Below are 13,384 nucleotides of genomic sequence, written 5' to 3'. Positions count from 1 at the left end.
CGGTCTCCGGCACGGGGTGAAAGCGGTCCGCGCGTCGGCGTCTACAGCTGTCTACACGCGGAATAAAGCGCAGGGTAGACAACTGTACACATCGCGTCAAGATCGTTTAGAGTGCTGCTATTAAACGCGCACACCGCGCGACGATTGAAAGCACGATGACGACCTTCCCCGACGCATCGTCCGGCGCGGAGCTGGCGCCCGGCAAACGCAAGCTGATCGAAGCCGCGTTGCGGCTGACGGCCGGCGGCCGCAGCTTTGCGAGCCTCGGCTTGCGCGAACTCGCGCGCGAAGCCGGCCTCAATCCGAATACGTTCTATCGCCATTTCGACGCGCTCGACGACCTCGCGCGCGAAGCGATCGCGTCGGTCAGCCGGCGTTTGCGGCCGATGCTGCGGCGCGAGCGCTGGCTCGCCGCGCACGACGAACCGCACAGCGTGCCGCGGCGCGCGTGCGTCGCGTTCTTCGAGTTCGCGCTGGAAAATCGCGAGGCGTTTCTGAGCGCGCTGGTCGAATATCACGGCACGTCGCCGGCGCTGCGCGACGCGGTGCGCGCGAATCTGCACGAAATCGCGGCGGAAATGGCCGACGACGTCGTGCAACTCAAACTGATGCCACAACTGGCGCGCGCGAGCGTCGAGGAAGTCAGCACGCAGATCGTGCTGCAGCTGTTCCATCTGTCGGCCGAGTATCTGGATGCCGATGCGGCGCGCCGGCAAGCGTTGATCGGTTACGCGGAACGGTTCATCGTGCGGCTGTTCGCGGGCGCGGCGGTGCTCGCGCAGCACGAGGCGGGCAGCGAGGCGGAAGCGGCGGCGTAGGCGTAAGCGGCGGGGCGCGCAAGCCGGCGCGCGCGCACACCGACCGAACCGCCCACGCAAAACAGGCTCCACGAAGGAGCCTGTTCTTAATCAACGCGTGGCGAAATTGGCCAGCACGAGGCGATCAGGTATCCGTCCAGCCACCCGAATCGTCGTTGCTGCCCATATCGACACCGCCGCCACCGCCGTCGTCACTCCAGTCGTTCGAGCCCTGCCCGAAATCGAGGTTGCCGCCATTGTCGCCGCCACGGCGGCGCAGCTCGTCGTTATCGACGATCACATCGCGCTCGATCACCCGGTCGCGGCCATGATTCAGCGCTTCGCCGAGCAGCACGCCGGTCAGCAGGCCGCCCATCCCGCCGCCGAGCCCGCCGCCTTGCTGCACAATGACGGGCGGCTGCTGCGGTTGCTGCGGGTAGGGCGCCTGCTGCGGATAAGGCGCCTGCTGCTGATTCAAACGTTCGGCTTCCTGAGCATACGCGGACTGCCCGCTGCCCACCGATGCGGCAGTCGGATCGGGCCGGCCGTCGGCGCGCGCGCGCAGGCTGGCGATACGCTGCTCGAATTCGTCGAGCTGATACGGCGGCAACGGATTCTTGCCGTTCGACAGCGTTTCGACCGCGCCACGCAACTGCTCTTCGGTCGCCTCGACGTCTTTCTCCAGCAGCTCGTGACCCGGCGCGGTGGACAGCTTCACGTCGAGCTTGAGCGAGCGCACCGCGTTCAGCATCTCGGTTGCGCGTTTCATTTGCGCGCGACGTTCGTCGTCGGCGCGCGTATCCTGCTGGCCGCGCGCGCGGCGCAGCGTCCAGCGCAGCACCAGTGCGATCACGGCGATCAAAACGATGATACCGATCCACATACCCACCCCCGGACCATGCGATTGCGCTTGCGACGCGAGCGTCGATTGTTGCTGCACAGCAGGCGCATTCTGCTGCGCGAACGGATTGTCGGCGCGACGGGTGACGCTGCCGCCCACGCGCTGCGCATCGCTGCGCAGGCGCGCTTCGGTTTGCGCGAAGCGGGCCGGGTCGGTGAAGCGGATCTGCGGATCGAGCGTCTTCGCCTGCTGGATCTGCGCGAGCGCGTCGGCGTAGCGGCCTTCGCGATCGAGGACCTGCGCGTACAGATAGTGCGCGCGCGCATTGTTCGGATGCGCCTGCAACACTTCTGTAAGGTCGGTGTCGGCCTGCTGCCAGTTGCCTTGCGCCATCGCCGACTCGATCTGCTGCACGGTCGGCACCGCGAACGCGGCGGCCGACACCAGCAGCAGCGAAGCGAAGGCGGTTGCGAAAAGTTTTTTCATGTGCGGACCGGGCGCGGTGCGCCCGTCTCCATCAGTCGATAACTACTTACTGCGCCGGCGTGTTCAACTGCTTCTTCAATGCTTCGAGACGATCTTCGACCGACGGGCCGCGGTTCAGATCCGCGAGCTTGTCGTCGAGCGCCTTGCCGCTTTTCACATCGGCGGAATTCAGGCGTGCGTCCGAACGCGCATTCGACAGCGCGACCTTGTCTTCGAGCTTCTGGAAATCTTCGGAGAGATTCTTGCCGCCGATGCCGCCCAGCGCGGTTGCCGCGACGTCCTTCGCTTCGGCGATCTGCTGCTTGGCCTGCAGGATGTTCGAGCGCGCGTTCAGGTCGTTGCGGCGCGTGCGCATGTCGTCGATCTGGCTCTTCAGTTGCGTGACCGACGGCTCCAGCGAGGTCAGTTCCTTCGTCAACGCATCGCGTTCCGCTTCGGCGGTGGCCTGCGCGGCGAGCGCTTCGCGCGCGAGCGCCTCGTCGCCGGATTGCAGCGCGCGGCGCGCGCCGTCTTCATACTTCTTCGCCTTGTCCGCGGCAACATCGCGCTTGCTTTGCTGGGTGGCGACCTGCGCCTGAATCTCGATCAGCGAGTTTTCGGCGCGGCCGATGCTGTCGTCGAGTTCGCGCACGATCTGGCGCGAGTCGCGCGACGGATCCTGCACCGAGTCGGCCGCATCGTTCAGAAGACCTTTGAGCGTGCGCGAAATGCTGTCAAAAAGCGACATGAAAACCTCCAGTGAATGTAAGCGGCGCGCGGACGAGGTCCACGCGCCGGCACTGCTTTGAATTGCTACTTTACGCCGCCGCGCACGATGCTGCGCGACGTTCGCAGCCCAGTTCGGGGCGCGCTCGCCAATTGCAATAGGGGTGGCCGATTGTCCGCGGCGCGCTGCGCGCGCAGCTCGCTGTGTCGATGCAGGAAAGCCGCAATGGACAACGCGCCGCGCATGAACTTGCCGGCGGATGTTACACCATTGGTTCTCTCGAATTGCGTCAGGAAAGGTGCGCGGGCGACGCTGGCAACGCTGCGTAATTTTCCGTTACGCCGGTCACGCGTTCGTCACGTGTTCGTTTGGATTCGTCACGGCTCGCTTCACGTCTTGCGTCACGTGTCGCGTCACGTGTCGGGTCACGCGAAGCGGCCGCCTTCGGTGCTCGGATCGCCGTGCGGATCGTCGTCGTCGGGGGTAGGGGCAGCGCGGCGACGTTTTAGCGAATTGCGCAGACTCGCCGGCGTGCCGGACGGCGGCGATGCGCGTTCAGCGGTTTCGCGGTGGTCGGTTGTATTAGCGGTATCGGCGCTATCGGTGGTATCCGCGCTATCGGCGGCTCGGCCCGCGATGAGTCGCGCGAGTGCTTCGGCGCTGGCCGTGACCTGTTCGTCCTGTTCGGCGGCGAGCGCGGCGACGACGCCGGCGGGCAGCAGCGAGCCGCGATGAGCGGGCGCGAGCGTCGAGGGCGGCACGCTTGCGGCCGGCGATGCTTTCAATGTGCTGACGGGTTGGTCGGGCGTGGCGGTGCTGGCAGAAGCAGAAATACCCGCTGCGTCAGGCGGATTCGGCGCATCCGCCGCGCTATGCGAATGGCTGGTGTCACTATCGATCTCACGCGTGGGCACCGCCGCCGGTGCGCTCGCGCGTGCATAACGGGTGCCGCGCGCGACGCGCTGCAGCGCAGCGTTCAACGCATCGGGCGCGCGCGGCGCGCGCAACCGGTCGACGATGCTCGCCGCCTTGACCTGCTCGCTGGTCGCGCCGAAGCTCAGCACCGCGCGCCGCATCAGCTCGCTCACGCTGATGCCCAGATCTTCCGCGGTCGTGGTGATCGCGCGTTTCTGCGCGGTCGTGACGAATACGACGATGCGCTCGCTCGGCTTGGACATGATCGGCTCGCAGACTTTGTTGGCAGGTGCGGATCGGGGCGGGGCTCCGGTCGGATAACGCATGCTGGATGCCGCGCCGGACCCGCCGTTGGGATCCCCGTCGCGCGCATCGAGCTGTCCGGGCGCGCGCGTTCATCATATGACGAGTTGCGTCGGCGCGAAACGGGCGCGACGCGAAAAACGCGTGACATCAATGAGTTGTAGCGCGTTTGGAGCGATTATCCACAGCCCTCTCCACATTTTCTGTTGATAACCCCGCATAAATTACGGGTTCCGAACGATGTGCGCGGGCGTGCCGGTCAGAGTGCCCGAAATTACAGACCCTTACTACAGAATGGCGTGACGCGAAGGGAATTCTTACAAAAAAACTGCGTTGCGGACCGTTTGATTTCTTTAAAATGCGCTGTTACGTTGCGTCGGACATGGTCCGAGGCGTGCCGTGCGGCCGGCCGGGGGCAAGGTTCGCGCGGTGGTGTACGCCGCGGCCAGGATGCTCGATCACGACCCATGCGCGCGCAAACAGGCGTGCCGTTGCGCGCCCACTATTCCAGTCATGCCAATCATCAAACGACCGCATTCCTCCCATTCTCCGGCCGGTGAAGACCGGGACTCCTATCAACGCACTCCTGGACGCAATGCCGCTTCGCGCGATGCCGGGCGCGGCGGCCGTTCGTTCGGCTCGAGGTTCATGCTGTGGTTCGCCGGTCTGGTCGCGACCGTGGCCGTGGTCGGCGCGCTGATCGTCGGCTATGCGCTCGTCGTGATGGGCCCGCAACTGCCGTCGCTCGATGCATTGACCGACTACCGGCCGAAGGTGCCGCTGCGCATCTATACCGCCGACCACGTGCTGATCGGCGAATTCGGCGAAGAGCGGCGCAGCCTCGTGCGCTTCCAGGACATCCCGGATCAGATGAAGAAAGCGGTGCTCGCAATCGAGGACTACCGCTTCTACGAGCACGGCGGCGTCGACTTCATCGGCATTCTGCGCGCCGGCTTCGCCGACCTCACGCATGGCGGCGCATCGCAGGGTGCGAGCACGATCACGATGCAGGTCGCGCGCAACTTCTTTCTGTCCAGCGAAAAGACCTACACGCGCAAGATCTACGAGATGCTGCTTGCGTACAAGATCGAACGCGCGCTGACCAAGGACCAGATCCTCGAGCTGTACATGAACCAGATTTATCTGGGCGAGCGCGCATACGGCTTCGCCGCGGCCGCGCGCGTGTACTTCGGCAAGGACCTGAAGGACATTTCGCTTGCCGAGGCCGCGATGCTCGCCGGTCTGCCGAAGGCGCCGTCCGCGTATAACCCGGTCGTCAATCCGAAGCGCGCGAAGATTCGTCAGGAGTACATCCTGCGACGCATGCTCGAGCTGAACTACATCACGCGCGATCAGTACGACGTCGCGGTGAAGGAAGAGATTCACACGAGGAACCCCGGCAACGAGTACAGCGTGCACGCCGAGTACATCGCCGAAATGGTGCGGCAGATGATGTACGCGCAGTACAAGGACGAGACCTATACGCGCGGCCTGAACGTGATCACCACGATCGACTCGGCCGATCAGGACGCCGCGTATCGCGCGGTCCGCAAAGGTGTGATGGACTACGAACGACGTCACGGCTATCGCGGCCCCGAAGGCTTCGTGCAACTGCCGGCCGCCGGCGACGAGCGCGACCAGGCGATCGACGACGCGCTCACCGATCACCCCGACAACGGCGAGATCATCGCCGGCGTGGTGACCGACGCGAATCCGAAGCAGGTGGTCGCGCAACTGGTCGACGGCACCGAGGTGACGGTGACGGGCGAGGGCCTGCGCTTCGCGGCCGCCGCGCTGAGCGCGCGCGCGAACGCGGCGCAGCACATCCGGCCAGGTTCGATCGTGCGTCTGATGACCGACGCCAAGGGCAACTGGCAGATCACGCAGCTGCCGCAGGTTGAAGGCGCGCTGGTGTCGCTGACGCCGCAGGACGGCGCGATCCGCGCGCTGATCGGCGGCTTCGACTTCAACAAGAACAAGTTCAATCACGTCACCCAGGCATGGCGTCAGCCGGGTTCGAGCTTCAAGCCGTTCATCTATTCGGCCGCGCTCGACAAGGGGCTCGCACCGGCGACGATCATCAACGACGCGCCGCTGTACTTCCCGCCGAGCACGCCGGGCGGCGACGCGTGGGAGCCGAAGGACGACGACCAGCCGGACGGTCCGATGTCGATGCGGCTCGCCTTGCAGAAGTCGAAGAACCTCGTGTCGATCCGCATCCTGTCGTTCATCGGCACCAGGTATGCGCAGGACTTCGTCACGCAGCGCTTCGGTTTCGACGCCGACAAGACCCCGCCGTATCTGCCGATGGCGCTCGGCGCGGGGCTCGTCACGCCGCTGCAATCGGCGGGCGCGTACTCGGTATTCGCGAACGGCGGGTACCGGATCAATCCGTATCTGATCAGCGAAGTGACGGACGCGCGCGGTGTCGCGCTGTCGCGAGCAAAGCCGCTGGTCGCCGGCCAGGACGCGCCGCGCACGCTCGAACCGCGTAACGCGTACATCATGAACAGCCTGCTGCACTCGGTCGCGACCGCGGGCACCGGCGCCGGCACCAACGTGCTGCATCGTTCGGACCTGCAGGGCAAGACCGGTACGACCAACGACGCGAAAGACGGTTGGTTCGCCGGCTATCAGCAGTCGCTGGTGGCGGTCGCGTGGATGGGCTACGACCAGCCGAAGAGTCTCGGTAGCCGCGAATTCGGCGCGCAGCTCGCGCTGCCGATCTGGGTCGAGTACATGCAGCGCGCGCTGCGCGGTGTGCCGCAAGCCGAGCCGCAGCAGCCGGACGGCGTGACGGTGGTGGACGGCGAGCTGTTCTTTACCGACATGGTGCCGGGGCGTGGCTTCGTCGCGAGCATCGGCCTCGATTCGGGCAATCCGCTGGCGGGTGCCGGCGATGCGGTCGGCGGTGTCGGGCCGGCCGGGATGACGCCGCCGGTGGTGCCGCCGCCGAACGTGTCGTCGAGCGAGAAGAAGCAGATCATGGATCTGTTCGAATCGAATAAGCCTTGATGTGAGGGCCTTGATGTAAAGGCCTTGCTGTGTCGGCCTTGATGGAAGAGGGCGCGAGAGTGGTTCGCCGAGGCGAGCTGTTCCGCGCCCTTTTCCTATAAGGGCGGCCGCGCAGCTCCGCAGCCTCGCAACTCCGGTAAACAGCCAGTTATGCCCACTTGCCCCGATAAGTGCCCGGGCAAGCTAAACCGATTCGCATCAAGCACTTACGCGCTTCGCCCCAGGCTTATCAACAAGGCTATCCACACGAACTGGGGATAACCCTGGGACATTGTTCAGGCGTCCCAGGAGCTTGCACTCCGAAGCAATCCGCGTCGCGACCCGCGTTGTGCGATTTCGCACCTGCCCGGCAAATCCCTGCGCGCTCAATACGTTAGCCCGCTTCTCAGAAAGTTTTCAACAACTTGATCCACACGATCTGGGGATAACTGCGCGGCATTCCGTACGGAATCCCAGGTTAATCGGTGGCGGCGGCCTTCGTTGTGCCAATCGATGCGGACGCCGCAGAAGCAGCGGACGGCGCGTCCGCGTCATCGAGCGGCGGGTTGCCCATCGCCTGAAACAGTGCCGCGGTGTCGGTCAAACGCGCGCTCGTATAGCGGATTTCGTCGAGTTGCGCGTTGCGCCACTGCTGCTCGCTCGAACGCGTCGACGCGACCGGCAGCGCGCCGAGCCGGTAGCGCGCGGTGGTGTCGTCGAACACGCTTTGCGCCGAGCGCGCGGCGACGTTCGCGGCATCGAGCGATTGCGCGTCGTGGTCGAGCGCGGCGAGCGTGTCGGCGACGTTCTGGAATGCGGCGAGCACCGTCTGCTTGTACTGCGACACGCTCGCGTCGTAGCTGTCCACCGCCGCGCGGCGCTGCGCGAGCAACGCCCCGCCATGAAACAGCGGCTGCGACAGCGAGGCGCCGATGCTCCAGATCGCGCCCGCGCCCGACAGCGCGACCGGCCAGCTGAAGCCGCCTTGTCCCATCGATGCCGACAGCGACAGGCTCGGAAACATCTGCGCGGTCGCGACGCCGACATCGGCCGCCGCGGCTTTCAGCGCGGCGTCGGCGGCCTGGATGTCGGGGCGCGCGCGCAACAGTTCGGACGGCACCACGACCGGCACCTGCTCGGGCAGATGCAACTGCGCGAGTTCGACGTCGTCGGGCGCCGCGTCGGGCGTGCGGCCGAGCAGCACCGCGAGCGCGTGACGGGTGGTCAGCCACTGCTGCTTCAGCGCTGGCAGACTCGCCGACACGCTCGCCGCACTTTGTTGCGCGCTCATCAGATCGGCATGCGAGACCGCGCCGAGTTCGTAGCGCCGCGCGGTGTCGCGCGCCTGTGCGTTGGCCAGCGTGACGAGCCGCTCGGTGGTGTCGATCTGCGCGTGCAGCGCGGCACTGGTGATCGTCGCGGTGACGATGTTCGCGGCGAGCGCGCGGCGTGCCGCATCGAGCTGGTAGACCTGCACGTTCACACGCGCGGCGAGCGCCGCATTCGCGAGCCGCGCGGCGCCGAACAGATCGAATGTGTAGTGCGCCTGCAGCTGACCGACGAAGATGTTGTACAGGAACGTGTTCGGGCCGATTTCCGGAATCGCCAGCGCGCGGTTGCGGGTCGCCTGGCCACCCGCGTCGATGGTCGGCAGCAGCGAGCTGCCGACCTGCGCGCGCAACTGTTCGCGCGCGGCCGCGAGCGCGCGGTCGGTCGCGGCGAGCGTCGGACTGTTGCGCAGGCCTTCGTCGACCAAGGCGTCGAGCGCGTCCGAGCGGTACAGCTTCCACCACTCCGGCACCGGCTGCGCGCCGGCGACGAACTGCTGCGCGACGCCTTGGGCGGGCACGGTGCGGGTCGGCAATGCCTCCGCGCCGTAGTGCGCGGGCTGCGGCATCGCGGGCGCGTCGCCGTTGGGCCCGAACGAACACGCGGCGAGCGCGCAGGCGAGGCCGACGGCGAGCGCGGTGCGTGTGGTGCGCGCGGGAAGCGTCGGAACGGCGATGCTGTTACTCGTGCTCATGCTCAGTGATCCGTATCAATTGCCCGTGTGCGCGACACCGCCGCCGGGCGCCGGCGCTTCGCGCTCGTCGCTGCGCACGCGGAACGACGCCGCGTACAGCGCCGGCAGATAGAACAGCGTGAGAATCGTCGCGCTCGTGATGCCGCCCATCAGCGCGGTCGCCATCGGCCCGAAAAAGTTCGAGCGCAGCAGCGGAATCAGCGCGAGCACCGCGGCCGCCGCGGTCAGCGTGATCGGCCGGAAGCGTCGCACGGTCGCGCCGACGATCGCGTCGAAGCGCTTGTGCCCCGACGCGATGTCCTGCTCGATCTGATCGACCAGAATCACCGAGTTGCGCATGATGATGCCGAACATCGCGATCACGCCGAGCATCGCGACGAAGCCGAACGGCTGGCCGAACAGCAGCAGCGTCAGCACCACGCCGATCAGTCCGAGCGGCGCGGTCAGCACGACCATCAGCACGCGCGCGAAGCTTTGCAACTGGATCATCAGCAGCGTCAGCACCGCGATCACCATGATCGGCAACTGCGCGACGATCGAGCTTTGCCCCTTGCCGCTTTCCTCGACCGAGCCGCCGATCTCGATCCGGTAGCCGACCGGCAGCGTCGCGCGGATCGGCGCGAGCGCGCGATCCACCGCGTGCGTGACGTCGATCCCCTGCGCGCCGGGGCCCACGTCGGATTGCACGGTAATGGTCGGCTGGCGGTCGCGCTCCCAGATCACCCCGTATTCGAGCTCGTTGCGCAGATGGCCGAGCGTGCCGAGCGGCACCGGGCCGTTCGGCGTCGGCATCGCCAGCGCGGTCAGTTGCGACGGGTCGACGCGCTCGGAGCGGGGCGCGCGCAGATCGACGCTGATCAGCTTGTCGCGCTCGCGATACTGCGTGACCGTGTAGCCGGACAGCGTCATCGCGAGGAAGCTCGACACGTCCTCCGAGCTGACGCCCAGCTCGCGCGCGCGTTTCTGATCGATCTCGAAGTGCGCGGAGCGCTCGGCCGGTTCGTCCCAGTCGAACTGCACGCTGCGGGTATTGCGGTTCGCGCGCAGCGTCGCGGCCACGCGTTCGGCGATCGAGCGCACGGTCGCGATGTCGTCGCCGCTCACGCGGAACTGCACCGGATAGCCGACCGGCGGCCCGTTTTCGAGCCGCGACAGCCGCGTGCGCACGGCCGGGAAGTTGTCGCGCAATTGCGGTTCGAGCCACTGCGCGAGCTTCTCGCGATCCTTCACCGACTTCGCGGTGATCACGAACTGCGCGAAGTTCGGCTGCGGCAATTGCTGATCGAGCGGCAGATAGAAACGCGGCGCGCCGGTGCCGACGAAGCTCACCGAATGATCGATCTCGGGGCGGCCCACCAGCACCTTCTCGAGACGCGTGGCCTGACGCAACGTCGCATCGAATGATGCGCCTTCGGGCAGCCGCACGTCGACCAGCAGTTCAGGGCGGTCCGAGCTCGGGAAGAACTGCTGCGGCACCAGCGTGAAGCCGGCCATCGCGAGCACGAACAGCGCGACGGTGATCGCGAGGACCACGAAGCGTCGTTCGATGCACCAGCCGATCCAGCCGCGCAGCCGCGTATAGAAGCGCGTGTCGTAGATATCGTGTTCGTGATCGTCGGGCTCGTGCGCGTGACGCTTGCGTTCGGGCAGCAGGTGATAGCCGAGCAGCGGAATCAGCACGACCGCCGCGAGCCATGACGCGATCAGCGCGATCGCCGACACCTCGAAGATCGAGCGCGTGTATTCGCCGGTGCTCGACTTCGCGAGCGCGATCGGCAGGAAGCCGGCCACGGTGACGAGCGTGCCGGTCAGCATCGGAAACGCGGTGCTGGTGTACGCGTAGGCCGCCGCGCGCGCGCGGTTCCAGCCCTGTTCGAGCTTCACCGACATCATCTCGACCGCGATGATCGCGTCGTCGACCAACAGGCCGAGCGCGAGCACCAGCGTGCCGAGCGACACCTTGTGCAGGCCGATATCGAACAGATACATGCACAGCGCGGTCACCGCGAGCACGACCGGAATCGAGATCACCACGACCATCCCGGTGCGCACGCCGAGCGACACCAGACTGACGATCAGCACGATCGCGACCGCTTCGGCGACCGCTTCGAGAAAGTCGTCGACCGAGCGCGCGACGGCCCGCGGCATGCTCGACACTTCGACGAGCGTCAAGCCGGCCGGCAGCGCCGCGCGCAGTTGCGTCATCTGCTGGTCCAGCGCCTTGCCGAGGCGAATCACGTCGCCGCCCGGCTGCATCGTCACGCCGATGCCGAGCACCGGCCGACCGCCAAAGCGCATCTGCGTGACGATCGGATCGTCGTAGCCGCGCCTGATCGTCGCGATGTCGCCGAGCCGGAAGGTGCGGTTGTTGATGCGGATCAGCGTGTCGGCGAGCGCGTTGACGTCGTTGAACTGGCCGCTCGGGCGCACGAATACGCGGTCGTCGTGGGTGGTCAGCGTGCCGGCCGGCGCGATCGCGTTCTGCGCGTTGATCGCCTGGCCGAGCTGCTGCGGCGAAATGCCGAGGCGGGTGAGCTGCGTGTTGGCGATCTCGATGAACACGTGCTGATCCGGATCGCCGAAGTAATCGACCTTGCCGACGCCCGGCACGCGCAGCAACACGGTGCGCAACTGGTCCGCGTAGTCGTGCAACTGCGCGGCGGAAAAGCCGTCGCCTTCGAGCGTATAGATGTTGGTGTAGACGTCGCCGAATTCGTCGTTGAAAAACGGGCCCTGGATGCCGGGCGGCAGCGTCGCCGCGATGTCGCCGACTTTCTTGCGTACCTGGTACCAGGTCTCGGGCACCTCGCGCACCGGCGCGGAGTCCTTCATCTGGAAGAAGATCAGCGATTCGCCGGGGCGCGAGTAGCTGCGCACGAAATCGATGTTCGGCGTTTCCTGAAGCTTGCGGCCGATCCGGTCGGTCAACTGCTCCTGCACCTGGCGCGCGGTCGCGCCCGGCCAGTAGGTGCGGATCACCATCACGCGGAACGTGAACGGCGGGTCTTCCGATTGCGCGAGACGTCCGTACGCGAGAATGCCGAACGCGGTCGCGAGCGCGATCAGGAACACCACCAGCGCCTGATGGCGCAGCGCCCACGCGGACAGGTTGAAGCGTCCTTCTTCGTGCGCCGTGCTCATGAAGCGAAGTCCTCGGGATGCAGCGGCGCGATCGGGCGGACTTTCTCGCCGGCGCTCACCGTGTGCACGCCTTGCAGCACCACGCTTTCCCCGTCCTTCAGGCCTTCGCTGACGACGATCGTGCGCTCGTAAAAGCGCGTGACGGTCACCGGGCGCAGTTCGAGCGTATTGTCGGCCGCCCGCACGACCCACACGGCCGGCTGGCGGCCCTGATGGAACAGCGCGGTGACCGGTAGCGTAAACACGCCGCCGGGCGCGGCGGCCGGCGCCGCGGGCGTGACGTCGGCGGTCATGCCAAGGCGCACGTCGGCGCCGGGATTGATGAGCGTCAGACGCGCGCGCCACGTGCGGCTTTGCTGATCGGCGGCCGGCGACAGCTCGCGCACCCGCGCGCTGAACTTGCGGCCCGGCAGCGCGGCGAGCGCGACGCTGGCGGGCTGGCCGACCGCGAACGACGCGAGCGCGCTTTCGGGCACGTCGCACAGCACGTCGACGTCGCCGCTCCACGCGAGGTTGTAGACGGCCTGGCCGGCCGACACGTTCTGGCCGGTATCGGCCTGCTCGGCGGTGATCACGCCCGCATGACCGGCGACGAGCGTCGTGTACTGCAACTGGTTTTTGGCGAGCGCTGCCTGCTGCTGCGCCTGATCGCGTTGCGCGAGCGCGCTGGCGTACGCATTGGTGGTCTGTTCGAGCTGCGCCGGCGCAATCAGGTTTTCTTTCGCCTGGGCGCGGTCGCGCTCGAGCTGCTGCTGCGCGTAGGCGAGGTTGTGTTGCGCGGCGTCGAGTTGAGCCTGCGAGCTGGCGGCGTTTTTCTGCGCATCGGCCGGATCGAGCAGCGCGACCACTTCGCCGTTTTTGACCGTATCGCCGAGCCGCACACGCCGCTCGATGATCTTGCCGGCAACCCGGAACGACAGCGGCGTCGAATAGCGCGCCTGCACTTCGCCGGGCAGCGAAGCCGCTTGCAATGCCTGACCGTCCGCGTGGACGGCCAGCGCGACCACCGGGCGCGGCGCGGGCGCCGCGGCTTCATGGCGCGAACAGGCGCCAAGCGTGACGAGACCGGCCAGCGCGAGCGCGCGGGCCGGGCGGCTGGACAGGAGGAAAGACCACTGCACGGGGGACTGCTGGCGCATCGCTGACGATGCGGGAGAACCGGGACGCTTCACAATTAC

8 protein-coding genes are annotated in these 13,384 nt (G+C 66.8%); 2 read left to right on the top strand and 6 right to left on the bottom strand.

Going from position 1 to position 13,384, the window contains the following annotated elements; genetic code table 11:
• Positions 1-155 precede the first annotated feature (155 nt).
• Positions 156-818, top strand: a complete 663-nt coding sequence (locus tag LJ656_RS03410) for a TetR family transcriptional regulator (RefSeq protein WP_230507853.1) — start codon at positions 156-158, stop codon at positions 816-818.
• A 124-nt stretch (positions 819-942) separates the two neighbouring features.
• Here LJ656_RS03410 and LJ656_RS03405 read toward each other — a convergent pair whose 3' ends face one another.
• From LJ656_RS03405 to LJ656_RS03395, 3 genes are all read right to left on the bottom strand, one after another.
• A complete protein-coding gene (locus tag LJ656_RS03405; RefSeq protein WP_230507852.1) occupies positions 943-2,124 on the bottom strand; it encodes a tetratricopeptide repeat protein in 1,182 nt (393 codons plus the stop codon).
• A gap of 46 nt (positions 2,125-2,170) precedes the next feature.
• Positions 2,171-2,851, bottom strand: a complete 681-nt coding sequence (locus tag LJ656_RS03400; RefSeq protein WP_230507851.1) for a PspA/IM30 family protein — start codon at positions 2,849-2,851, stop codon at positions 2,171-2,173.
• A 404-nt stretch (positions 2,852-3,255) separates the two neighbouring features.
• On the bottom strand, positions 3,256-4,008 hold the full coding sequence (locus LJ656_RS03395; RefSeq protein WP_230507850.1) for a hypothetical protein: 753 nt from the start codon (positions 4,006-4,008) through the stop codon (positions 3,256-3,258).
• A gap of 553 nt (positions 4,009-4,561) precedes the next feature.
• Here LJ656_RS03395 and LJ656_RS03390 point away from each other — a divergent pair.
• Positions 4,562-7,063 (top strand): penicillin-binding protein 1A, encoded by a 2,502-nt coding sequence (locus LJ656_RS03390; RefSeq protein WP_230507849.1) that lies wholly within the window; start codon positions 4,562-4,564, stop codon positions 7,061-7,063.
• Positions 7,064-7,520: 457 nt separating this feature from the next.
• Here LJ656_RS03390 and LJ656_RS03385 read toward each other — a convergent pair whose 3' ends face one another.
• From LJ656_RS03385 to LJ656_RS03375, 3 genes are read right to left on the bottom strand one after another with little or no spacing between them, the layout of a single operon-like run.
• On the bottom strand, positions 7,521-9,065 hold the full coding sequence (locus tag LJ656_RS03385; protein WP_230507848.1) for an efflux transporter outer membrane subunit: 1,545 nt from the start codon (positions 9,063-9,065) through the stop codon (positions 7,521-7,523).
• A gap of 15 nt (positions 9,066-9,080) precedes the next feature.
• The gene (locus LJ656_RS03380) at positions 9,081-12,206 is read right to left on the bottom strand and encodes an efflux RND transporter permease subunit (protein WP_230507847.1); all 3,126 of its coding nucleotides are present in this window, start codon (positions 12,204-12,206) and stop codon (positions 9,081-9,083) included.
• A complete protein-coding gene (locus LJ656_RS03375; RefSeq protein WP_230507846.1) occupies positions 12,203-13,345 on the bottom strand; it encodes an efflux RND transporter periplasmic adaptor subunit in 1,143 nt (380 codons plus the stop codon). Before LJ656_RS03375 ends, LJ656_RS03380 begins: the two co-directional genes overlap by 4 nt.
• Positions 13,346-13,384: the final 39 nt, after the last annotated feature.

The organism is Paraburkholderia sejongensis (genome assembly GCF_020880815.1).
In the GTDB taxonomy this organism is placed as follows: Bacteria; Pseudomonadota; Gammaproteobacteria; order Burkholderiales; family Burkholderiaceae; genus Paraburkholderia; species Paraburkholderia sejongensis.
This window is presented reverse-complemented; position numbering and strand designations above follow the sequence as displayed.

What these genes read in the sequence shown, in the direction of transcription:
- LJ656_RS03410 (WP_230507853.1), top strand. Translation starts at nt 156, where the DNA reads ATGACGACCTTCCCCGACGCATCGTCCGGCGCGGAGCTGGCGCCCGGC.
- LJ656_RS03405 (WP_230507852.1), bottom strand. Translation starts at nt 2,124, where the DNA reads ATGAAAAAACTTTTCGCAACCGCCTTCGCTTCGCTGCTGCTGGTGTCG.
- LJ656_RS03400 (WP_230507851.1), bottom strand. Translation starts at nt 2,851, where the DNA reads ATGTCGCTTTTTGACAGCATTTCGCGCACGCTCAAAGGTCTTCTGAAC.
- LJ656_RS03395 (WP_230507850.1), bottom strand. Translation starts at nt 4,008, where the DNA reads ATGTCCAAGCCGAGCGAGCGCATCGTCGTATTCGTCACGACCGCGCAG.
- LJ656_RS03390 (WP_230507849.1), top strand. Translation starts at nt 4,562, where the DNA reads ATGCCAATCATCAAACGACCGCATTCCTCCCATTCTCCGGCCGGTGAA.
- LJ656_RS03385 (WP_230507848.1), bottom strand. Translation starts at nt 9,065, where the DNA reads ATGAGCACGAGTAACAGCATCGCCGTTCCGACGCTTCCCGCGCGCACC.
- LJ656_RS03380 (WP_230507847.1), bottom strand. Translation starts at nt 12,206, where the DNA reads ATGAGCACGGCGCACGAAGAAGGACGCTTCAACCTGTCCGCGTGGGCG.
- LJ656_RS03375 (WP_230507846.1), bottom strand. Translation starts at nt 13,345, where the DNA reads ATGCGCCAGCAGTCCCCCGTGCAGTGGTCTTTCCTCCTGTCCAGCCGC.